Annotated in this window: 22 protein-coding genes and 3 tRNA genes; 24 read left to right on the top strand and 1 reads right to left on the bottom strand. The window is 50.5% G+C overall.

The window, feature by feature from the left end:
- Positions 1-11: 11 nt before the first annotated feature.
- From BLQ36_RS04990 to BLQ36_RS05060, 15 genes are all read left to right on the top strand, one after another.
- Positions 12-854 carry a sulfide/dihydroorotate dehydrogenase-like FAD/NAD-binding protein gene (locus BLQ36_RS04990; RefSeq protein WP_074514326.1) on the top strand — a complete coding sequence of 281 codons (843 nt, stop codon included), beginning with the start codon at positions 12-14 and terminating at the stop codon, positions 852-854.
- Between the two features lie 3 nt (positions 855-857).
- On the top strand, positions 858-2,261 hold the full coding sequence (gene gltA / locus BLQ36_RS04995) for an NADPH-dependent glutamate synthase (protein WP_074514328.1): 1,404 nt from the start codon (positions 858-860) through the stop codon (positions 2,259-2,261).
- Between the two features lie 105 nt (positions 2,262-2,366).
- On the top strand, positions 2,367-2,945 hold the full coding sequence (locus BLQ36_RS05000; RefSeq protein WP_081342229.1) for a 3'-5' exonuclease: 579 nt from the start codon (positions 2,367-2,369) through the stop codon (positions 2,943-2,945).
- Positions 2,942-3,439, top strand: coding sequence for a DUF523 domain-containing protein (locus BLQ36_RS05005; RefSeq protein WP_074514330.1), 498 nt, complete (start codon positions 2,942-2,944; stop codon positions 3,437-3,439). The genes BLQ36_RS05000 and BLQ36_RS05005 overlap by 4 nt, the downstream gene beginning before the upstream one ends.
- A gap of 92 nt (positions 3,440-3,531) precedes the next feature.
- A tRNA-Asn gene (locus BLQ36_RS05010) sits at positions 3,532-3,607 on the top strand.
- Positions 3,608-3,610: 3 nt separating this feature from the next.
- Positions 3,611-3,685 (top strand) — tRNA-Glu (locus BLQ36_RS05015).
- 4 nt (positions 3,686-3,689) lie between these two features.
- A tRNA-Val gene (locus tag BLQ36_RS05020) sits at positions 3,690-3,765 on the top strand.
- A gap of 66 nt (positions 3,766-3,831) precedes the next feature.
- Positions 3,832-4,350 carry a transcription repressor NadR gene (locus tag BLQ36_RS05025; protein WP_074514332.1) on the top strand — a complete coding sequence of 173 codons (519 nt, stop codon included), beginning with the start codon at positions 3,832-3,834 and terminating at the stop codon, positions 4,348-4,350.
- A gap of 105 nt (positions 4,351-4,455) precedes the next feature.
- Positions 4,456-5,256 carry an HD domain-containing protein gene (locus tag BLQ36_RS05030; protein ID WP_074514333.1) on the top strand — a complete coding sequence of 267 codons (801 nt, stop codon included), beginning with the start codon at positions 4,456-4,458 and terminating at the stop codon, positions 5,254-5,256.
- Between the two features lie 13 nt (positions 5,257-5,269).
- Entirely contained in the window at positions 5,270-6,946 is a 1,677-nt protein-coding gene (locus BLQ36_RS05035) for a glutamine--tRNA ligase/YqeY domain fusion protein (RefSeq protein WP_074514335.1), read from the top strand.
- Position 6,947: 1 nt separating this feature from the next.
- Positions 6,948-7,259 (top strand): hypothetical protein, encoded by a 312-nt coding sequence (locus tag BLQ36_RS05040; RefSeq protein WP_074514336.1) that lies wholly within the window; start codon positions 6,948-6,950, stop codon positions 7,257-7,259.
- 38 nt (positions 7,260-7,297) lie between these two features.
- Positions 7,298-8,581 carry an ArsB/NhaD family transporter gene (locus tag BLQ36_RS05045; protein WP_074514338.1) on the top strand — a complete coding sequence of 428 codons (1,284 nt, stop codon included), beginning with the start codon at positions 7,298-7,300 and terminating at the stop codon, positions 8,579-8,581.
- Positions 8,582-8,700: 119 nt separating this feature from the next.
- Positions 8,701-9,297, top strand: a complete 597-nt coding sequence (locus tag BLQ36_RS05050) for a hypothetical protein (RefSeq protein WP_074514340.1) — start codon at positions 8,701-8,703, stop codon at positions 9,295-9,297.
- 23 nt (positions 9,298-9,320) lie between these two features.
- Positions 9,321-10,076, top strand: coding sequence for a 5'-methylthioadenosine/S-adenosylhomocysteine nucleosidase (gene mtnN, locus BLQ36_RS05055; RefSeq protein WP_074514510.1), 756 nt, complete (start codon positions 9,321-9,323; stop codon positions 10,074-10,076).
- A 183-nt stretch (positions 10,077-10,259) separates the two neighbouring features.
- Positions 10,260-11,456: an MFS transporter gene (locus BLQ36_RS05060; RefSeq protein WP_074514341.1), complete on the top strand. Its 1,197-nt coding sequence runs from the start codon at positions 10,260-10,262 to the stop codon at positions 11,454-11,456.
- A gap of 62 nt (positions 11,457-11,518) precedes the next feature.
- Here BLQ36_RS05060 and BLQ36_RS05065 read toward each other — a convergent pair whose 3' ends face one another.
- Positions 11,519-12,898 (bottom strand): NAD(P)/FAD-dependent oxidoreductase, encoded by a 1,380-nt coding sequence (locus BLQ36_RS05065; protein ID WP_074514343.1) that lies wholly within the window; start codon positions 12,896-12,898, stop codon positions 11,519-11,521.
- Positions 12,899-13,208: 310 nt separating this feature from the next.
- Here BLQ36_RS05065 and putP point away from each other — a divergent pair, with 310 nt between their 5' ends.
- The 9 genes from putP to BLQ36_RS05110 all read left to right on the top strand — a co-directional run bounded on the left by putP (position 13,209) and on the right by BLQ36_RS05110 (position 23,133).
- On the top strand, positions 13,209-14,687 hold the full coding sequence (gene putP, locus BLQ36_RS05070; protein WP_074514345.1) for a sodium/proline symporter PutP: 1,479 nt from the start codon (positions 13,209-13,211) through the stop codon (positions 14,685-14,687).
- A gap of 88 nt (positions 14,688-14,775) precedes the next feature.
- Positions 14,776-15,141, top strand: coding sequence for a VOC family protein (locus BLQ36_RS05075; RefSeq protein WP_074514346.1), 366 nt, complete (start codon positions 14,776-14,778; stop codon positions 15,139-15,141).
- A gap of 187 nt (positions 15,142-15,328) precedes the next feature.
- Positions 15,329-16,192 (top strand): response regulator, encoded by an 864-nt coding sequence (locus BLQ36_RS05080; protein WP_074514348.1) that lies wholly within the window; start codon positions 15,329-15,331, stop codon positions 16,190-16,192.
- 4 nt (positions 16,193-16,196) lie between these two features.
- Positions 16,197-16,661, top strand: a complete 465-nt coding sequence (locus tag BLQ36_RS05085) for a chemotaxis protein CheX (RefSeq protein ID WP_074514512.1) — start codon at positions 16,197-16,199, stop codon at positions 16,659-16,661.
- Positions 16,662-16,797: 136 nt separating this feature from the next.
- On the top strand, positions 16,798-18,804 hold the full coding sequence (locus BLQ36_RS05090; RefSeq protein ID WP_074514350.1) for a methyl-accepting chemotaxis protein: 2,007 nt from the start codon (positions 16,798-16,800) through the stop codon (positions 18,802-18,804).
- Between the two features lie 138 nt (positions 18,805-18,942).
- Positions 18,943-19,377, top strand: a complete 435-nt coding sequence (locus BLQ36_RS05095) for a DUF1934 domain-containing protein (protein WP_074514351.1) — start codon at positions 18,943-18,945, stop codon at positions 19,375-19,377.
- A gap of 39 nt (positions 19,378-19,416) precedes the next feature.
- Entirely contained in the window at positions 19,417-21,072 is a 1,656-nt protein-coding gene (gene argS, locus BLQ36_RS05100; RefSeq protein ID WP_074514353.1) for an arginine--tRNA ligase, read from the top strand.
- 30 nt (positions 21,073-21,102) lie between these two features.
- Complete coding sequence (rpoE, locus tag BLQ36_RS05105) at positions 21,103-21,432, top strand: DNA-directed RNA polymerase subunit delta (RefSeq protein WP_074514354.1); 330 nt, start codon at positions 21,103-21,105, stop codon at positions 21,430-21,432.
- Between the two features lie 87 nt (positions 21,433-21,519).
- Entirely contained in the window at positions 21,520-23,133 is a 1,614-nt protein-coding gene (locus BLQ36_RS05110) for a CTP synthase (RefSeq protein ID WP_074514356.1), read from the top strand.
- Positions 23,134-23,200 lie beyond the last annotated feature (67 nt).

A 23,200-nucleotide genomic window follows, 5' to 3' on the forward strand; every position in this document is an offset into this window, starting at 1 on the left:
GAGAGTGAAACATGTTTAAAATCCTGAAGAAAGAGGAGCTTTCCCCGAATGTCTTCTCGATGGATATTGATGCACCGCGCGTCGCTAAGAAGGCCCAGGCAGGGCAGTTTATCGTTCTGCGCGTAGATGAAAAGGGCGAGCGCATTCCGCTGACGATTGCGAACTTTAACCGTGAAACCGGTGTCGTCAATATCGTCTTCCAGGTCATTGGGGCATCGACTATGGCATTAGCCGCTGTGGAAGAAGGAGAATCCATTGTGGATTTCGTCGGTCCGCTGGGGCAGCCTTCGGAAATCAAAAAATTTGATGGTACTGTTGTCGTCGTGGGGGGCGGTATCGGTGTAGCGCCGACTTTCCCCATTGCCCGGGCCATGAAAGAGGCTGGCAATAAGGTCATTGCCATCATGGGTGCTAAGACGAAAGACATTCTGATTATGGAAGATGAAATGAAGGAAATCACCGATGAAATCCTCATCACCACCGATGATGGTTCCCGCGGCATCAAGGGCTTTGTCACTTATGCGGTGCAGGAACTGGTGGAGCGTGGCGAAAAGATTGCCCAGATTACGGCAATCGGCCCGGTTATCATGATGAAGAGCGTTGCCGACTGCACGCGTGAGCTCGGCATCCATACGGTGGTCAGCCTCAACCCGATTATGGTTGATGGCACGGGCATGTGTGGCGGCTGTCGTGTGCAGGTAGGCGATGAGACGAAGTTTGCCTGCGTCGATGGCCCGGAATTTGATGGACATCTGGTTGATTTCAAGGCACTTATGAGCCGCCAGCGCATGTATCGCGACCTCGAGACCGAGGAAAAAGAACATATCTGCAACATCGGACTGGGGAGGAAGTAAGCAATGGCTCTGTCTTTGAAAAAACACGAAATGCCGGTACAGGATCCGAAAGTCCGTGCCCATAACTTTGATGAGGTAGCCCTTGGCTACGATGAAGAAACGGCTGTGGCCGAGGCAGAACGCTGCTTGCATTGCAAGATCCCGCAGTGCCGCAAGGGCTGCCCGGTATCGGTGGATATTCCGGAATTCATTGGCAAAATCAAAGAGCGCGATTTTGATGGTGCTATCGAGAAAATCAAGGAAGCCAATGCCCTGCCCGCTGTCTGCGGCCGCGTCTGCCCCCAGGAAAACCAGTGCGAGAAGTACTGCGTACTGGCTAAGAAGGGCGAGTCGGTCGGCATCGGCCGTCTGGAGCGCTTCGTTGCTGACCGTTATATGGCCAAGAATGAGGAAGTAAAGCCCATCGAATTTGCAGCTGACGCCCAGAAGGTTGCTGTACTGGGGTCCGGCCCCTCCGGCCTTTCCTGTGCTGGGGATCTTGCCAAGAAGGGCTATAAGGTCACGGTCTTTGAGGCGCTGCACAAAGCCGGTGGTGTGTTGTCCTACGGCATTCCGGAATTCCGTCTGCCGAAGGATAAGGTTGTCAAAAAGGAAATCGAAAACATCGAGAAACTCGGGGTTAAGTTCGAGCTTGATTCTGTCGCTGGCCGCCTGTTCACCGTGGATGAGCTCATGGAAGAAGAGGGCTTTGATGCGGTATTTATCGGCACTGGTGCCGGTCTGCCGCGTTTCCAGGGGATTCCGGGGGAAGGCCTTAACGGCGTTTATTCCGCCAACGAATTCCTGACCCGCTGCAATCTCATGAAGGCCTATAAGTTCCCCGAATATGCAACCCCGATTAAAGTGGGCAAAAATGTCGCTGTTATCGGCGGCGGCAACGTAGCCATGGATGCTGCCCGCACGGCACTGCGCCTGGGGGCTGAGCATGTCTATATCGTATATCGCCGCAGTGAGGCAGAGCTGCCGGCACGTAAGGAAGAAGTGGAGCATGCCAAGGAAGAGGGCATTGACTTTAAACTGCTCAACAACCCGGTGGAGATTCTCGGCAACGAAGATGGCTGGGTCAGCGGCATGAAGTGCATCCGCATGGAACTGGGTGAGCCCGATGATTCTGGCCGCCGTCGTCCGGTTCCGGTGGAAGGTTCGGAGTTCGAACTGCCCGTCGATACGGTCATCGTGTCGATTGGTACGGGGCCAAACCCGATCATTGCCCATACGACGCCGGGCCTGGTTACGACGAAACGCGGCAATATTGAGGCGGATGAAGAGTCCTGCGCCACCTCCAAACCGGGCGTGTTTGCCGGTGGTGATATCGTCACGGGGGCCGCTACGGTAATCCTTGCTATGGGGGCTGGCCGTAAGGCAGCCGCTGCTATCGATGAATATCTGAAAAGCAAAAAGAAATAAGAAATAGTTCCGGTCAATGAAGACCGAATAGAGTCCGTCTCAGTCGCAGCTATGTATTGAGGCGGATTTATCTATTGTATTTGGGAAAGAAGGAAAAAACAACAAATGATGAATTTTGCTGCCATTGACTTTGAGACAGCAACGGCATCCAGGGATTCGGCCTGTAGTGTGGCTGTAGTTGAGGTTAAGGACGGAAAGCTTTATGATTCCTACTATACGCTGATTCAGCCGCCGGCTAACCGGTATAATTATTTCAATACCCGCATTCATGGGATAACGCGGGAAGATACTGTGGATGCGCCGGATTTTGCGCAGATTTGGCCGGAGCTTTGCCAGCACTTGGAAGGCCGCATGGTAGTAGCGCATAACGCCCGCTTCGATATGGGGGTGCTGGGGGCCTGTCTGGCAAAATACGGATTGGCCAATCCGGATTTTGCCTATTGCGATACGGTGGCGATAGCCCGCAAGGTCTGGCCGGATTTGGAGAATCATAAGCTAAACACGGTGGGAGAGTTTCTGCAGATTGCGTTTAATCATCACAATGCACTGGATGATGCCCGTACCTGCGCTTGTATTCCTATGGCGGCTGGTCAGGAGATGTCCATGGATAGTTTGGAATCCTTGGTTAAGAAGCTGGGAGTAACCGTTCAGCAATTTGGGATAAGAAAGGGGTATAAACGATGATTTTGGTAAGTGCCTGCTTGCTGGGACATAAAGTAAAATTCAATGGCGGAGCCAATACCAATGAGCTCCTGCTGAAATACAACGAACGGGGACGCTTTATTGCCGTCTGTCCGGAGTGCTTTGCCATGCTGCCAGTACCGCGTCCCCCCATGGAAATCCAGGAGGGAACCGGTAAGAAAGTATTGATGGGCAAAGCTCGTGTCGTGGATGAGAACGGTATGGATACGACCAATTATCTTATGACAGGAGCCGATAAAATCCTCAAAATAGCTGAGGCCTATCATGCGCGAGTGGCCATCCTGAAAGAGGGCAGCCCTTCCTGTGGCGTCAAGAAGATTCACAGCGGCCATTTTGATGGCAAGAAAATCAAGGGCCAGGGAGTGGCCGCTGCTCTGTTGATGAAAAACGGCATTACGGTCTATTCAGAAAAGGATATGACGGTGGGAAGATTGGAAGAATTAATCGCCGAAGATTTGCGTCACGACAAAATTTAAAAAAATCGGGATTTTTTTTAAAAAAGGGGTTGCATTATTTTGGAAAATCCCGTATAATACTTTTTGTCGACACGAGAGTGTCACAGAGTTATTCCTCGATAGCTCAGCCGGTAGAGCACCTGACTGTTAATCAGGCTGTCGCAGGTTCGAATCCTGCTCGAGGAGCCATATGGCGCGTTGGTCAAGTGGTTAAGACACCGCCCTTTCACGGCGGCTTCATGGGTTCGAATCCCATACGCGTCACCATTTCGGGCGATTAGCTCAGCTGGGAGAGCGCCTGCCTTACAAGCAGGATGTCAGCAGTTCGATCCTGTTATCGCCCACCATTGAAATGTATAGGCTGCCGTTAGGGCAGCCTTTTTTTTATCGTTATCGCGGAAAGGGGTTTGTGCATGAATACGGAAGAACGCCGGAGAAAATTGTTTGAACGCCTGAAGGAAGCGGAGCAGCCGCTGACGGGAACGAAGCTGTCCCGGGAATTTGGTGTCAGCCGCCAGATTATTGTCGGCGATATCAGTATTCTGCGGGCCCAGGGCGTGCAGATTTTCGCCACGCCGCGGGGCTACATCTTGCCCCAGGAGCAGGGCCAGGCAAGCCAGATGGTTACCTTGGTATGCCAGCATGATGCTGCCGGTATGGAACAGGAGCTGCTGGCCATCGTCGACAATGGCGGTGCGGTGCTGGATGTTATCGTGGAGCATCCGCTTTACGGTCCGATTCGCGGCGACTTGCTGCTGGAAAATCGCCGGGATATCCGGGCCTTTTTGTCTAAGATGCAGAAGTGCCAGGCCAATCCGCTGCTGGTGGTGACTGGCGGAGTTCATATGCATACTGTGAGGGTTCCCGATGAGGAAACCCTGCAGGCAATCCGTGAGGATTTGCGCAAGCTTCATATCCTGATTGAAAATTGATAGGCGAGGAAAATTGCGGGGAATTTCACGATATTGCGTGACAATTCCCTTCGTAGTATAATGTTTTCATGCAGTGTCCAGATTGGTTAGTAAGGAAGACGAGTAATGGAAGAATTACTAAAAAAAATGCATAGCTGGATGGATGATTATATGGCGCAGTTTGTTACGGATGACGAAGAAGTCATGCAAGGCATACGCATCAAGATGATTCATACGGGCTATGTCACCCAAATCGCAAGGGAACTGGCCCAGCATTTGCAGCTGAATGACCATGATGTTCAATTGGCAGAGGTCATGGGGCTGTTCCATGATGTGGGCAGATTTCGTCAGTACAGCATTTATAAGACCTTTAACGATGCGCAGTCCGAAGATCATGCAGACCTGGGGTTAAAGGTGCTGTCCGAGGAAATGCCCTATATGGCGGAACTGTCGCTAGAAGACGAGGCGGTGGTTCGCTTCGCCATCCGCAACCACAATAAGAAGGAAATCGAAGCGACGGATGACCATCGCAAACTGGTTTTTGCCCGTTTGCTGCGGGATGCGGACAAGCTCGATATTTACCGCGTCCTTTCGCCGTATCTGGCACCGGATGGAGCACAAAAAGCGCCAAACTTTGTTCCTAGCGATGCCAGCCAGTTGGTAAGTCCGGATTTTGTTCGGGATTTTGCCGAGGGAAAACAGGCGGATTACCATCGTCTGCGGACTCATGGAGACCGGAAACTCGTGCGGCTCATGTGGGTGTATGACATCAATTACAGCTGGACCCTTCGCAAAATGGTGGAACGAGGGTACGTTGATTTGATTATCAAGTACCTGCCGGAACAGGAAGGCCTGGATAAGGGCATCCGCCGTTTGCGGGAATATATCAAGGAAAAATGCGCGGCAGAAGACCGTGTGGATTTATAAAGGAGAGAATCAAATGGCAGAGAATACGACGATCGCTTCCAACTTTATTCAGAATGCGATTGAGGAAGACCAGAAGAACGGAAAGTATACGGAAGGTATTCATACGCGTTTCCCACCTGAGCCGAATGGTTATCTCCATATCGGCCACGCCAAGTCGATTTGCTTGAATTTTGGTCTGGCCGAGCACAACCATGGCCTTTGCAATCTTCGCTTCGATGACACGAATCCGACTAAGGAAGATACGGAATACGTGGATTCCATTCAGGAAGATATTCATTGGCTTGGTTTTTCCTGGCAGAACCGCATGTTCTATGCATCGGATTACTTTGACAAGCTTTATGAATATGCCTGTGAGCTCATCAAAAAAGGCTTGGCTTATGTGGATGACTTGTCGGCAGATGAAATCCGTGCCTATCGCGGAACCCTTACGGAACCCGGCAAGGAAAGCCCTTACCGCAACCGCAGTGTTGAGGAGAACCTGGATTTGTTTGCCCGCATGAAGGCTGGCGAATTCGCCGATGGGGAAAAGGTTCTGCGCGCTAAGATTGATATGGCATCGCCGAATATGGTCCTGCGGGATACCGTTATCTACCGCATCGCCCATGCCCATCATCATCGCACGGGGGATGCTTGGTGCATCTATCCGATGTATGACTTTGCCCATCCGCTTTCCGATGCGATTGAGGGGATTACCCATTCGGTCTGCACGCTGGAATTTGAGGAGCATCGTCCCTTCTATGATTGGTTGCTGGAGTCCCTGGGCTTTGATGCCAACACCCGTCCCCGTCAGATTGAGTTTGCCCGGTTGAATCTTACCAATACGGTTACTAGTAAGCGCAAACTGCGTCAGTTGGTGGAAGAACATTTCGTCAGCGGTTGGGATGACCCCCGCATGCCGACGATTTCGGGACTTCGCCGCCGCGGTTATACGCCGGCATCCCTGCGCAAGTTCTGCGAAGAAATCGGCGTGGCCAAGGCAGACAGCCTGGTAGATGTCAGCATGCTGGAGCATTGCGTCCGCGATGACCTCAATGAGAATGCTGACCGCGTCATGGCGGTGCTGCGTCCGCTGAAGGTCGTTATCACCAACTATCCGGAGGATAAAGAGGAGTATCTGCTGGCTGACAACAACCCGATGCATGGCGGCCGCCGCTTTGTGCCGTTCTCGCGGGAAATCTACATCGAGCAGGAAGACTTCATGGAAGAGCCGCCGAAGAAATACTTCCGCCTCAAACCGGGTGGCGAGGTTCGTCTCAAACACGCCTACATCATCAAATGCGAGGAAGTAATCAAAGATGAAAATGGCCAGATAATAGAGCTTCATTGTACGGCTGATCTGGATTCAAAGACCGGCGGAGCAACTGCTGGCCGTAAAATCAAGGGTACGATTCACTGGGTTGCTGCCAAGACGGCGCTGCCAGCGGAAGTACGCCTCTATGATTACCTCATCGAGTCGGATGAGAACGGCAACGTTCCGTCTGATTTTCTGGAGGCGCTCAACAAGAATTCGCTGGAGACGATTGAAAATGCGTGGATTGAACCCAGTGTCAAGCTTACGGCGGCAGGTACCCACTATCAGTTCCTGCGCACGGGCTATTTTGTCGTGGACCCGGATACTACGCCGGATAAACTCGTATTCAACCGAGTGGTTGGCTTGCGTGACAGCTGGGCGAAAGTAAAGAAGGGATAAGATGAGCAAGATACCAAAAGGCCTTACAGATAAGGATATGTTCCAGAACTACGTGGAGGAGGCCTCGCTGGAGGACACCTTCATCAAGGCGGAGAAAGCTGCTGAGCAGAAGCGCCGCGAGCGCGCCGGTATCGAACCGCCAGCTCAGCTCGGCAAGGCCGGTTTTACACCGGAACTTACCGAAGAATTGGGCAAGGCTCTGCTACAACTGAAAATGGAGCTGTTCCGTGGGGGAATCCAGAAGTATTCGTTCAAGATCAAGCGTGATGGGGAAAACATCGTGCTGGTCCCGAAATATAAGAAGAACCAGTAAATTTGAACCAGTATAAGTAAAGAAAGAAGTGGATTGTATTGCTGAGCAGCACAACCGTGGCAGTTATCATTTTTGTTACTGCTTACGCGCTGATTATTTCCGAGAAGGTTCACCGTACGATTGTCGGTATTTTCGGAGCTATGCTGATGATACTATGCGGGATCATCAGTCAGGAAACTGCTATTCATCACATTGATTTTAATACCTTAGGGCTCTTAATGGGTATGATGATTATCGTCAATATCACCAGTGAGACCGGACTTTTCAACTTTCTGGCCATTTGGGCGGCCAAAAAGGTAAAGGCTCGTCCTATTGCGCTGCTGGTGGCCTTGTCGACGCTGACAATGGTTTGTTCCGCCTTGCTGGATAATGTCACGACGGTCCTGCTGACGGTGCCGATTACTTTCAGCATCACCGCCCAGCTCAAGGTAGATGTCAAACCTTATCTGATTTCGCAGATTCTGTCTTCGAACATCGGTGGTACAGCTACCCTTATCGGTGATCCGCCAAACATCATGATTGGCAGTGCTGTAGGCCTTAACTTCATGGATTTTGTCATGAATATGACTGGGGTATCGATTGCTATTTTCATCGTCGTCCAGGCACTCCTCATCCTGCTTTATGGCAAAGGTCTCAAGACCCAGCCGGATCTGCAGGAAAAGGTTATGCGTCTTAACGCCAAAAGCCAGATTTCCGATGTGAAGCTGCTGAAAAAATGCCTGTTTGTCATCTTCATTACGATTTCCCTGTTTGTCATGCATGGGGCGTTGGGGCTGGAAACGGCTACAGCTGCTCTTACGGGAGCAGGCTTGTTGCTGCTCATTACCTTCACCCGCAATGAGGCGATGATTGCCAAAGTCCTCTCGAAGGTCGAGTGGCTGGCTATTTTCTTCTTCGCCGGTCTGTTTGTACTGGTAGGCGCTTTGGTGGAAACGGGGGTTATCAAGATGCTGGCGGCTGAGGCCATCAAGCTCACCAATGGGGATGTCACGGCTACGGCAGTGCTGATTCTCTGGATGAGTGCTATCGCTTCAGCCTTTATCGATAACATTCCCTTTGTCGCCACCCTGATTCCCTTGATTCAGGATATGGGGCAGATGGGCCTTACCAATCTTGACCCGCTCTGGTGGTCGCTGGCACTTGGTGCTTGCTTGGGGGGCAATGGTACTTTGATTGGTGCCAGTGCTAACGTTGTGGTTGCCTCGATGGCAGCACAGCGTGGTCGTCAGATTTCCTTCCTGGGGTTCATGAAAGTGGCGTTCCCGGTTATGGTGCTGACGATTATTATGGCAAATGTATACGTTTGGCTGCGTTATCTTTAAGCAGAATAGGAAAAGCTGTCTTCCTTGAAGGGGGGACAGCTTTTTTGTCTTGTAACATTTTTTACAGACGGCCTCCCCATTTTTCCGTATAGTTTTAAATACGAAAGGGAGGTAATAGAATGAGTGCTTTTTTAGGGCCGATTCACTATCGAATGTATGAAAAGATAATGGTGCAGGAAGAACTTTTGCGCCGCATGGCAGATAAGGCAGTGCAGGAAGGCTGGCTGGATTCAGGAGCGGATTATGTTCAAAGTGAGGGGCGTCCCCTAGAGGAGATTATCGATGAAGCCAATATTCACGGCTGGCTCAGCGGCCGCATTGAAAGCGTGGAAAAGCGTTATGCCAAGCTGGTTGTGAAAATCCTGACTGGTCATGAAGAGCGGCTGGACGACTTGAAGGCTGTGGCGTATACCTTTGGTGCGGAAAAAGCAGCGGGGAAAAACAGTACGGCTGGCGAGTGCTATCGGCGGATTGATGATTGTACCTTAGATGGCATGCCCTGTGATGGGGTGAACATCGTCACGGACAAAAGCGAGACCCATTTTTGCTGGCAGCAGCGGTTTGATGTTCATGGTGCCTATTGGATTGAAGCTGGTGGCAAGGCCCAGGATTATTATGCTCTGCGGCAGCAGTTTATTGCCGGGATTCTCATGGCGGCAAATTATGTATTGACAAGTTCCGGCCAAGGGGAGTACAGTCTATGTCGTAACGATTGAATTTCGGCAAAGGGGCGGAGAAAATGGATACCCGGAAGATAATGATTGAAGGCGCTATGAATATGGAAACAGAACTGCTGCTGGAGGCTTTAACAGACCCGCAGGAGCAGTTCGTGGGGCAGTGGCGCTTCGTTGAAGGCAAGTACCAAGAAGTGAATCTGGTGGTGGCTGTGACTTCCATTGGCATGACCAATGCGGCGGCGGCTACGGCGCTGGGGATCGAAAAATTCCGTCCTACGGCAGTGATAAGCCAGGGAACTGCGGGCGGTCATGACCCCGAACTGAAGGCCTACGATATCGTATTGGGCCGGCGTTCCTTTGATGCCAGCTCCTATCGCAGTGCACAGGAAGATTTTGTGGATTGGCGGCACATGGAGCTTATGGGTTCTTATGCTTACGATGAGGGAACTCAGTCTTTTGTCCCTCAAGCCGTCTATTATCCTGGGGATGAAAAGCTGTTGGCAGCGGCACAAGTTGTGGCCAAGGACTACAAACGGGGCCGGGTGGTGGCTGGCTGTATCGCCAGCTGCAATACCTGGAACCGGCAAAAGGCACGTCTGCAATTTTCGCACAACCAGTTTGGCTCATCCTGTGAAGATATGGAAGTCAATTCGGCAGCACAAATCTGTCAGCAGTACGGGATTCCTTTCCTGGGCATCCGCATATTGTCCAATACGGAATTCCAGGCAGAAGAATTTCAGCCAGAATCGGCAAAGGTATGCCAACAGTTTGTGCTGGCAGTGGCCCAACAGTACGATAAAGCTTTGACCGGCAATTGACTGGTGCATAGTGGCGTTTGTGGATGACTTACCTTACCAAGCAGCTTGTCTTAGACAGGCTGTTTTTTTTATGCAGGTGTTTTGTCAGTCGTCTAATAACGACAAAATTGACATGTCAATTATTACATATTATAATAGGTTATTGTAATTGACGGGTCAATTACAGAAAGGAGCGATATCGTTTTGACAAAAGAAAAATTATGGACACGGAATTTTGGTGCGTTGATTGCGGCAAATGGCTTGCTGTTTGCTAGCTTTCATTTTTTGCTGCCGACGATTACCTTGTATGCGGCAAGCCTTGGGGCTACGGGATTGCAGATGGGATTGATTGGCGGTATTTTTGGTTATTCGGCGATTTTTATCCGCTTGTTTACGGATACAGGCGTGCGGGCCTTTGGCAAGAAACTTTGCCTGTATGTTGGCCTCGTCCTTTGTGTTTTGGCTACGCTAGGCTATATGCTGTTTGCCAATATCAATGCCTTGGTGTTTGCCCGGGTAATTCATGGCTTCGGCTTTGGACTGTCGACGACATTTGCTGCGGCGCTGGCTGCCGATGTAATTCCGGCTTCCCGCCGGGGGGAAGGCATCGGCTATTTCGGTTTAGGCAGTACCGTAGCCATGGCCATGGCTCCAGCTTTAGGGCTGTGGCTTTTGTCCGAAGGGGCGGCAGATCTTTTCTTATCCTCGATAGCTGCTTCGGTGCTGGCACTGTTCTTTGCCTATATCTGCCGAGGGAAAAAGCCGGTATCGGAACTTCCAGAAGTTCCGCCCATCCATTCTTCTATCCGCAACCGTTTGTGTGAAAGCAATACTGGGGGGCCGGCCCTGCTGACCGTTTTGTTTGGTGCTGGCTATGGCAGCGTCAACACCTTCATTGCCATGCTGGCCGCAGAAAAGGGGATTGAAGGAGCTGGCCTTTTCTTTGTAGTCGGCACGTTGTTTATCTTTATATCCCGTCCCTTTGGTGGCAGACTCTTAGACCGCTATGGTGCCTTTGCCGTGGTTCTTCCTGGGGCAGTTTCCTATTTGGCAGCTTTGGGGCTTTTGATTTGGGCTCCGTCGTTGGTTTGGCTGTTGGTGGCATCGGCTTTTTATGGCCTAGGAGCTGGCGCCCTGTTACCGGCACTTTTGACTTGGATGCTCAATCAGGTGCGGCCGGACCGTCATAGTGCCGCCAGTGCAACCTTCTACAATATGTTGGATATTGGCACGAGTACCGGTATTTTGGCGCTGGGAACGGTGGCCGGGGAAATCGGTTTTACCGGTATGTTCGGCTGGATTGCCGGGATCATGGGATTGTTTTTGCTGTTGGCGGTCATTCAGTATCGCAGTCGGGATACGAATGAGATTTCTTTTGAGAAAATTGAAGATGCAGATTGAGTAAAATAAAAATGAGACGTACAAGTCACTGCGGACTTGTACGTCTCGTTTTTTAAAACAGATTATTTTACCCGGTCGAGGATGCGGCGGGCAACATAGACGCCGCTGGCACCAGCCTGTGAAAGGCCGCGGGTAACGCCAGCACCATCGCCGATGGCAAAGACGTTTTTGAGGGTGGTTTCCAGTTCTTGGGAGAGAACGACCCGAGAGCTGTAGAATTTGACTTCAACACCGTAGAGCAGAGTGTCGTCGTTGGTCATACCCGGGGCGATGTTGTTGAGGGCCTGAATCATTTCGATGATGTTATCGAGATGACGTTTCGGCAGTACCAGGGACAAATCACCTGGCGTAGCCTGTAGCGTCGGTTTCGTGAAGCTCTTGGTCATGCGATGGGCATTGGTGCGGCGGCCCTTCATGAGGTCGCCAAAGCGCTGGACGATGATGCCGCCGCCGAGCATGTTCGAGAAGGAAGCGATGCGTTTGCCGTACTGATGTGGGGATTTAAAGGGCTCCGTGAAGCGGTTGCTGACTAGCAGAGCAAAGTTCGTGTTATTGCTCTGGAGTTTCGGGTCACTGTAGGAATGACCGTTGACCGTTACGATGCCATCGGTATTTTCCATGACAACATGGCCGTGAGGATTCATGCAGAAGGTGCGAACCTGGTCGCCATAGCGTTTCGTGCGGTAAACGAGTTTGGCTTCATAGACCTGGCTAGTGATATGGTTCCAGACTTCATCGGGGACCTCAACGCGAACGCCGACATCGACGCGGTTGTTTTCTTGCTGGAGGCCCAGGGCATCACATTCATTGGAGAACCATTCAGCACCGGCACGTCCCGGAGCCACAATCAGATAATCGGCTTCAAGGGTTTCGCCGTTTTCTAGTTCCAGACTGTTATAGCCCTTGCCATCGGAATGAATGTGGGCAACGGGGCACTCGAAGCGGAACTCAACCTTGTCCTTGAGATATTCATAGGTAGCTTTGAGCATGTTGAGGTTGTTTTCGGTGCCGAGGTGACGGACGCTGGCACTGAGAAGATGGAGGTCATGCTGCAGGGCCAGCTGGCCGATGTTGGAATTCTCGGTGGAGAAGACTTCAGCCGGCGCGCCATGCTTCATGTTAATCTTATCAACGTAGTTGATGAGGTCCATGACTTCGTTATCGGGCAGGTATTCGTTGAGCCAGCCGCCAAACTGGGTCGTAAAGTTATACTTGCCATCGGAGAAGGCACCGGCACCGCCGAAGCCGCGCATGATGCTGCAGGGCTTGCAGCCGATGCAGCTTTTTACTTTGCCCGTTGAGATGGGGCAGACGCGGTGGTAGATATCCTTGCCGCTTTCGAGAACCAGGATGCGAAGCTCCGGTTTTTTTTCTGCCAGCTCGTAAGCGGCAAAGACTCCGGCTGGGCCGCCGCCAACAATCGCAACATCATACTTTTTCATGGTAATTCCCTCCTAAAATATGTGGCCTGGATAAATTCGGGCGCACAAAAAGAGCGCAGATATTTGCTGTTCGGGTGGGAAGCAATCTGCGTATACAAGCAATTTTTCTGGGGCTTTTCGCAAAACCTTTGCTATTATACGAGAAGATTTTACAGATTGCAAGCTTTTTTTTGCAGAAAAAAATAAAAATGTACACTATAACAGAAACAGTATAGCTCCTATATAAATTATAGTTGCATTTATGGGTAGTTTACGGTTATAATGTATAACATATTGTAAACCTGTAACATGATTTTGAGGAGGAAAACTATTGACACATAATTTGGCAATCATCAATATGTTCATCTTATATATTGGTGTCATGATGGCAATCGGTGTTTATTACTATCGCCGGACGCGCAATATGAGTGATTATTTTTTGGGGAACCGCAAATTGGGAGCCTGGGTTACGTCCTTGAGTGCAGAAGCTTCGGATATGAGTGGCTGGATGCTGATGGGAGTTCCGGGATTTGCTTATTTGGCAGGCCTTAATGCCGGCTGGATTGCCGTCGGTATCGCGATTGGCACCTGGGCTAACTGGCATTTCGTGGCGGCAAGGCTGCGCAAATATACGGAGCTTGCCAACAATTCACTGACCCTTCCGGAATTCCTGGAGAACCGCTTTGAGGATAAAAGCGGACTGTTGCGGGTGGTGCCGGCAATCTTCATCTTGATTTTTTTCATTATCTATACATCTTCGGGCTTTGTTTCGGCAGGCCGGCTTTTTGAAACGGTTTTTGGGATTCCGTATCAGTATGCCATTTTCATCGGTGCCGGTTCGGTGGTGTTCTACACCTTGGTGGGCGGTTTCCTGGCAGTTTCCCGGACGGATTTTATCCAGGGCATCATGATGTTTTTTGCCATATTGGTCGTTCCCATTACGGCAGGCATGTCCATGGGGGGCTTGGGGGCGACTATAGCCGCCATCGACAGCGTCCAGCATTCTATGCTGGAACCGTTTACTAAACCGGATGGCTCTGTGTTGGGGATTATTGAACTGGTTTCCCTGCTGGCCTGGGGCATCGGTTACTTCGGGCAGCCTCACATTCTGGTGCGCTTTATGGCGATTTCCAGTTCCAAAGAAATCAAGCAGGCTACCCGCATCGCTATGACTTGGGTGGTGGTATCGCTGGCCGCTGCTGTGGCTGTCGGCATGGCAGGCCGCGTGTTCTTGGCGGATCCCCTTCAGGGAACTGAATCGGAGACCGTATTCCTGGTGATGACGAATACCATGTTCCCGCCGGTGGTGGCAGGCCTTATTTTGTCGGCTGTGCTGGCTGCTATCATGAGTACGGCTTCTTCTCAGCTGTTGGTGGCGGCATCGGCCTTTGCCCAGGATTTCTACCGCACCCTGACCCGTAAGGAAGCCGACCAGAAGGAGCTGGTTTGGATAAGCCGTGCATCGGTCTTGGTCATTGCTTCCTTGGCCATCTTTTTGGGACTCAATCCAAATAGCTTTATTCTCGATATGGTCGCTTATGCTTGGGCGGGGTTTGGTGCTGCCTTTGGCCCGGCACTGCTCATGAGCCTGTTTTGGCGGCGCACTACCCGCAATGGCGTATTGGCAGGTATCATCGTGGGCGGTGTGACTGTTCTGGTTTGGAAACAGCTGGCACTATTCGGCCTTTACGAAATCGTGCCGGGCTTCGTATTTTCCCTGCTGGCCATCTATCTGGTGAGTCTAGTGGATAAAAAGCCCTCCCAGAGCATTACCGCTGTATTCGATTCGGTGGAGCACAGTGAAATATAATCCCGCTGGGAGTATTTTCCTTTGGCAAAACGGAGCAATGGCGGTATAATGATCGGGAAGTATACAGTTGAAGTTAGGGGGAGATGCTATGAATTTCAAATTTGTTCACAATAACTTGAATGTATTGGACCTTGACAAAAGCCTGGCGTTCTATCAAAAGGCTTTGGACTTGAAAGAGGTTCATCGTTTGGAAAATCCGGATTTTACGCTGGTGTACCTGGGGGATGGTGGAAATTCCCCCCACGAACTCGAATTGACCTGGCTGAAGGGGCGCAAGGAACCCTATAATCTTGGGGAAAATGAATTCCATCTTGCCCTTACGGTGGATGATTTTGAGGCGGCACATGCGCGCCACAGGGAAATGGACTGCATTTGCTACGAAAATAAAGCTATGGGAATTTATTTCATCAGTGACCCCGATGGGTACTGGATTGAAATCCTTCCGGCAAAATAAGGCGATTGGTTGGCTAACAATGGTGTCAGAGCAAAATCTGACGCCATTTTATTTTTTTTATGGAGGAGCAGGGATTTACGTCATGGATAGCGAAAATTTAATTATTGAGAATTGAATAGCCCTAAGAGTATAGGTAAGGAAATAGTGTCACGTAGTCTTGAATATTAAAAGAAGCAGGTGAGCATTTGTGGAGAAAGTCAAAGTGATGATTGTCGATGATTCAAAAATCAGTCGGGCAATGCTGGAAGGGAATCTTAAAAAGACCAACTTTGAAGTGTGCGCTACGGCAGCAAATGCAGCTGAGGCCGTTCAGCTTTATGCCGAACATAGGCCGGCTGTAGTTACCATGGATATGAATCTTCCGGATGCGGATGGAATTGAATGCAGCCGCCGTATCCATGCAATCGACTCCGACGCAAAGATTGTTATGATCAGTGCCATGAAGGATGCCAGCCTGGTGGCAAAGGGACGCGAGGCTGGGATAAGCGCGTTCATGCAGAAACCAATCAATACCAATGATTTGATTGATACGCTGATGATTCTTTGCCAGAACAAAGTAGGAAAGGTTGCCGTACTTCGCGAGTCCTATGCGAAGCCCTTTGCACGGGCGTTGCAACAGGGGCTTTTCAGTTTGGTTGGCGTGCATAGCGAAGTAGAGGTCGAGCTGGATGAACGCCGTTTCCTGGATGTCAGCGGTGTAGCGGTTATCATTGGCTTGACGGGGGATCCGGTGGGGCGCGCCATCGTTTCGATGGAAGCGGATACCATGCATAAGTTTTCTATGATTATGTTGGATAGGGAAAGTTTGGATGATATTACGGAAGAGGAGGCTAGTGAGTCGGTAGAAGAGTCTGCGAATATTATCGTGGGCCGGGGTGTATCAAACATCAATGATATATTCAAGGATAAAGAGATGCGCATTACGCCGCCGGGCACAATCTGTGGTACGAATATCCGTATCGCAAGCCCGAAACTGACTACTTTCCGCATCGTAGCAAAAACTCGAATTGGAGATATTAGCATGAATGTGGGATTTGCGGAAGGAGATTGATACGATGGATGCAAAGTTAGTGAATCCATTTGTGGATGCATTCACAACTGTCATGCCACAGATGGGATTTCCTGAGCCGAAGCGCCTAAAGATGAATGTTAGGGAACAAAATGCCGTGAGCAAGGGCGTATCTGTTATTGTAGGGTTTACCAAACAGATTCGTGGCAACGTTGTGTATAATATGACGGAGGATACGGCAAAATTCATTGCTTCGACGATGATGATGGGGATGCCGGTGGCAGAGTTTGATGCAATGGCACAGAGTGCTATTTCCGAAATGAGCAATATGCTCACAGCCAATGCGGCAACGAATCTTACGGGGATGGGATTGGAAGTAGATATTTCTACGCCGTCCCTTTCCATAGGAGAAAATTTTCAAGTCAAGATTAGTGATTCACAGTATTTGACCGTTGAGATGGACTTGGCTGGTCATGTGGTGGAACTTGACATTGCTGTCGAACAGCAGTAAGATTTTTATGTGGAATTTATGATGAAGCATTGCATAAATTATCATTTGTGCAATGCTTTTCTTATGAGTTCCTAAGAAGATGTGTGTGTGCTGGATTGGGGAATCCGGCGAGGAGGAGAATCAGGAGGTTAGGTTGATGAAATTAAACAGCCTACGGACAAAGTTTTTGGCGGGGTTTCTGCCAATGTTTGTCGGCAGCTTTTTTGTGTTTTTTGCAATCAGCTACTACATGTCCAGCAATGCGATGTTTAAAAGTGCTGATATGATTTCCCGGGAAATCGGAAAAAGCACAGCCTTGCAGATTGAAAAAACCTACTTGGAAAAGGAAATGACCATTGAAGGGTTGGCGATGAATCAGGGCATCATTTCTGGTGACCGCGAACAGCGCATGAAGATTATGGCCAATCTCAAATCGAAAACGTCAGGATTTGCCATGCTGGCCTATTCCGATGTAAACGGCAAGGCCTATAGCGAGACCGGAAAAGATATGGACCGCTCATCCCGTGACTACATTAAGAAGGTTCGCGAGACGAAAAAGCCCTATATGACCGGTCCGTCTGTTTCTGGAACGACGGGAAAACTCATTACCATTATGGCCTATCCGGTGCTGGATAATGGCAATTTGGTTGGTATTGTCTACGGTACCATTGAACTGGAAGAAATCTCGGAAATTGCGGGCAGTATCAAGTATATGGAAACTGGCCGTGTCTATATCGCTGACCAGGAAGGTCTGGTTATCGCTTATGCACAGCAGCCGGATGATGTGGGCAAGCTGGATATTTCCAAGGAAACATCCAACAAGACTATCGATAAAGCCTTAGTGGATGGCTATAATAAAGCAATCCAGGAAGATAAGCAGGTGGATACGGAATACACGACTACCACCGGGGTCGATTCCAAGGCAGTTATGACGCCGATTCATTTGGGCAACCGCACCTGGCTGGCCGTTTCTGTAGCGCCTATGGATGAAATTCGTGCTGACGCCAATAACCTCGTTCGGGTGTTGACGCTGGTGGGTGTGGTTATGGTTATTGCCATCGCCATCATCATTTGGATTGTTTCGGGCAGAATGGCAGCACCGGTTATTTCGCTGCGGGAAGACTGCCGGATTCTTAACGACGGCGACCTTCGTTCCCGGCCGCTATCCGTGGATACCAACGATGAGCTTGGGGAACTGGCCCGGGGCTTTGAGAATATGCGCCAGACCATTCGTGGCCTTATTAGCAGCATTCAGAGCAGTGCAGAAAAAGTTTCGGCTTCCGCCGAGGAACTTACTGCTGCTTCTCATCAGTCGGCAGATGCTTCCAATCAGGTGGCTCAGCAGATTACCGATATTGCCACGGGCATTGCCAATCAGTCGGAACTAGCTGAGGCAGCTGACCAAGCCGCTCAGGATATTGCGGGCCGTACGGATAATGTTGTCATGAATACGGAGGCAATTTCTTCTGTTACCCAGATGACGGTGGAGAGTGTCACCTCTGGCCGCGATGCCATCAATACGGTAGTTGATTCCATGCAGAATATCAGCAACAGCACTTCGACGGTTAAGACGTCCATTCAGGAGCTGTCGAAGAGTTCTGATGAAATCAGCAAGATTGTCGAAATGATTTCCGGTATTGCCGAGCAGACGAATCTCTTGGCACTTAACGCAGCGATTGAGGCTGCTCGTGCCGGTGAAGCAGGACGCGGTTTTGCGGTAGTAGCAGATGAAGTTCGCAAGCTGGCGGAAGAGTCGGCAGCTTCGACCCAGCAGATTGCAGCGCTGGTGACGAAAATCCAGCATGACATGAAAGATGCTGTGGCAGCTAGTGAGCTCAGCGCCGAAAGCGTCGCCAGCAGCATGGATTCCGTCAAGAGTGCCGATGAAGTGTTCGAGTCCATCAAGATTTCCATTCAGTCGCTGGCTATGGGAATCGAGGAGGTCACCACGAACTTCCGCAGCATTGCCGAGGGCACGAAGACCATGCAGCATTCGGTGAATAACATCGCCGAAATCAGCAGCCAGAATGCCTCCCGGGCTCAGTCGGTATCGGCTACCACAGAGGAGCAGTCGGCTTCTACCCAGGAAATTGCGGCAGCAACCCGCAGTTTGGCAGAGCAGGCAGAGCAGCTGGCTCATCAGATTGATAAATTCCGGACCTAATGGATTTTATCCTTGAAATAAGCGGTTCACCGTTATGGTGGGCCGTTTTCTTTTTTCAAAAATATAGTTGGCAAGGCTTGCACATTGGTTTATAATAATGTACAGTATGTTTTTTGAAGAGGTGATTATGTGAGCGCAATGAATCCGGTCGTTGTCCGGGTACGCGGCAGCCAGCGGGATGACAGCGGTGAAGAGAATACCATCGAATCCATGGCAATCGGGCGTCACTCGGTGAAGAACGGAAAGCATTACGTGCTTTATGAAGATGCCCTGTTGGATGAGAAGGTGAAGACTTCTACGGTGCTGAAGTTTAGCGCCGAGGAAGTGGTAATCCTGCGAAAAGGCGGCGTGCATCAGGAAATGCGCTTTCGGGAAGGGGCTGAGACAAGCAGCACCTATCGGACACCTTATGGGGATTTGAAGCTGTCCATCCGCACCAGCAGACTTCGGGTGAATCTGGGATTGTTGGAGGGGCGCATTGAGGCTGAGTACGATATTGCCATTGACGGGCGGTATCAGAGCAGTAATACGCTGCAGGTTCAAATCACAAACGACAAGAAACAAAACGACTGAAAGCTGCCCTGTCGGACAGATTTAGGCTAGGGGGATATTATGGATATCAAAGATACACTCTCGGCTGCCATTGAGCAGGCCGCGAAAGATGCGATTGCCGCTGGCGTTTTCCCGGAGGGAGAACTGCCAAAAATCGTTTTGGAAGTTCCGCCGCAGAAGGAGTTTGGTGATTTTGCCACGAATTTTGCCATGCAGTCAGCCCGCGTGTTCCGCAAGAATCCGCGCCAGATTGCCGAAGAGCTGGCGAAACGAATCGAGGGCGATTGGCTGGATCACACGCAGATTGCCGGTCCGGGCTTCTTGAATTTCTATTTGAAAGGCAATGTCCTTTACGATTCCTTCCAGAAGATTTTGGAGGCTGGTGAGTCTTTTGGTCAGCTCCCGGCAAAGAATGCGCCGAAAATTCAGGTTGAGTATGTCAGTGCTAACCCCACGGGGCCACTTCATGTGGGGCATGGCCGTGGCGCTGCTGCTGGTTCCGCGCTGGTCAATCTGCTCCGGGCGGCTGGATATCCGGTGGAAAGTGAGTACTACATCAACGATGCCGGCAATCAGATGAACAATCTGGCTCGCTCGGTAAATGCCCGCTATCTGGAACTTTTGGGCCGTGACGTTGAGTTCCCGGAAGATGGCTACCATGGTCAGGATATCGTGGATACAGCTAAGCGCATTATTGCCAAAGAGGGCGATAAATACCTCAATATGGAGGAAGAAGAGCGCTTGAAGATTTTCCAGGATTTGGCCTATGTGGAAAAGCTGGCTGCGCTGAAGGAAGATTTGGCAGCTTTCCAGGTCACCTTTGATAAGTGGTTCAGTGAACGCACGCTTCATCCTGAGGCAGTTAAAGCGGCCGTCAAGATTCTGCAGGACAATGGCAATATCTACGAGCAGGATGGCGCACTGTGGCTGAAATCCACGGCCTATGGTGACGATAAAGACCGCGTGGTCATTCGCGATAATGGCGTGCCGACTTATCTGGCTGCCGATATCGCCTACCATCATAATAAATATGAGCGCGGGTTTGACCGGCTTATCAACATTTGGGGAGCTGACCATCATGGATATGTCTGCCGCGTAAAGGCAGCCATGGAGGCACTGGGCCACGATCCGAAGAAGCTGACGGTACTGTTGCTGCAGATGGTGGCACTCTACCGTGGCGGCGAACTGGTTAAGATGAGCAAGCGCACGGGCCAGAGCGTTACCCTTAACGAGCTCATGGAAGAAGTTGGTACCGATGCTGCCCGTTATTTCTTCCTGATGCGCTCCTTAGACAGCCAGTTGGATTTTGACCTTGACCTTGCTAAGAAGAAATCCAACGATAATCCGGTTTATTATATCCAGTATGCTCATGCTCGTATTTGCAGCATCTTCCGCCAGGCGGAAGAGACGAAATTGGTTCTGGGGGATAAGCCGGAACTTAGCCTGCTGACGGACCCGTCAGAGATTGACCTTATCAAGAAGATTGAAGAGTACCCGGAAGAGGTGGAAAAGGCTGCGGCTGATTACGCTCCGCAGCGCATTGCCCGCTACAGCTATGATTTGGCGGCGCTGTTCCACAGCTTCTACAATAAGTGCCGCATCATGGGCGTCGAGCCGAAGCTGGCTGAGGCCCGCCTGGCACTGGTGACGGTAACGGCTCATGTCATCCGTCACTCCCTTGGTATCCTTGGCGTTTCTGCCCCGGATCATATGTAAAGAAAAAGAATTGGAAGGAGACCATTATCTATGGATTTCGTCAACAGCTCGGAAGTCGATATCGCTTATTATGTTCTGACTCAGAAGGGGCAGACCATCTATTACAAAGACCTGGTTCTTGAGGTTATCGAGAAAAAGCATAAGCCAGTACAGTCCCTGTCGGCAGCAATTTCGGAAGTTTATACCCTTATCAATATGGACAGCCGTTTCCACTATGAAGGCGATGGCCAGTGGGGGCTTACGGAGTGGAACCCGCCAGAAATCAAACGCCACAGCAGCCGTTCTAGTGCTGGCAAATCGAAAGCTGCCAACAAAGCTATCAACAATCGACAGAAGAAGCTGGAGAGCATTCAGGAATAATTCTGTTTCAGGATATTGACAGTCCTGGCCAAAAAGGATAGAATAGGCAACATGTTATTTCAATAAGAACGTACAGGAGGCAGTTCCATGGCAAAGTATATTTTCGTTACCGGTGGTGTTGTATCTTCCCTGGGAAAAGGCATTACGGCTGCATCGCTCGGCCGTCTGCTCAAAAGCCGGGGCCTGAAGGTCACGATTCAGAAATTTGACCCGTATATCAACATCGATCCGGGTACGATGAGCCCGTATCAGCACGGTGAGGTTTTTGTCACTGACGATGGTGCTGAGACGGACCTTGACCTTGGTCATTATGAGCGTTTTATCGATATCAATCTGTCGAAGAACTCCAATATCACCACGGGTAAAGTATACTGGTCGGTTCTGAATAAAGAACGTCGTGGTGAATATCTGGGGTCGACGGTTCAGGTTATTCCTCACATCACCAACGAAATCAAGCAGAAGGTCTATGATGTGGCGAAGGCTGATGGTGCCGATGTAGTCATCACGGAAATCGGTGGTACGGTGGGCGATATTGAAAGCCAGCCATTCCTTGAGGCCATTCGTCAGGTCAAGAAGGAAGTGGGCAAGAATGATACGCTCTACATTCATGTTACGCTGCTTCCTTATATCTCGGCTGCTGGCGAGCTCAAGACGAAACCGACTCAGCATAGCGTCAAGGAACTGCGCGCTATTGGCATCCAGCCGGATATTCTCGTCTGCCGTACGGAAAAGACCATCTCGAAAGAGATGAAAGAGAAGATTGCCATGTTCTGCGATGTGCAGCCGGAGGCTGTTATCGAGAACCGTACGGCATCGACCATCTATGAAGTTCCGCTGATGATGCAGCGTGAAGGCCTCGATAAGATTGCCTTGCAGAAGCTCAATATGGATTTCGGCCCGGCGGATATGTCTGATTGGGAGAAAATGGTCTACAAAATCAACAACCCGAGCAAAAAGGTTAAAGTTGCCGTGGTGGGCAAATACGTTGAGCTGCCGGATGCTTATATCTCGGTAACAGAGGCGTTGCATCATGGCGGCATTGATAACGATGCTTCGGTTAAGATTCACTGGGTCAATGCAGAAGAAATTGAAAATCCGGATACGGATCTTGACGAGGTCTTCGTTGGCTGCAAGGGAATTTTGGTGCCGGGAGGCTTTGGTGATCGCGGCGTCGAGGGCAAAATTAAGGCAATCCAGTATGCCCGCGAGCACAAGCTGCCGTTCCTGGGACTTTGCTTGGGTATGCAGTGTGCTGTCATCGAGTTTGCTCGTCACGTATGCGGCATGACCGATGCACATAGCTCGGAGTTCGATGCTGAGACGAAGCATCCGGTTATCGATTTGATGGAATCCCAGCAGGGCGTTGAAAATAAAGGTGGTACGATGCGTCTGGGAGCATACGAGTGCTTGCTCCGCGAAGGTACCCATTCCTTTGCTGCTTACGGTAAGGCAAACGTCCAGGAGCGTCATCGTCATCGCTATGAGTTCAACAACAAATATCGTCAGGAACTTACGGAAAAGGGGCTCGTCATTGCCGGCACCCTGCCGGATGACAGCCTGGTTGAGATGATTGAAGTCAAGGACCATCCTTGGTTCGTGGCTACGCAGGCTCATCCTGAGCTTAAATCCCGTCCGAACAATCCGCATCCGTTGTTCCGTGATTTTGTCAAAGCGGCTCTGGCTGTCAGCCAGACGAAATAAAAGAAAAAAGCCCTGGATTTCCTTAGGAAATCCAGGGCTTTTTTCGTACAAAAATCTTTGGGCGCGG

It is taken from the genome of Selenomonas sp. WCT3 (assembly GCA_900100835.1).
GTDB lineage: Bacteria > Bacillota > Negativicutes > Selenomonadales > Selenomonadaceae > Selenomonas_A > Selenomonas_A ruminantium_E.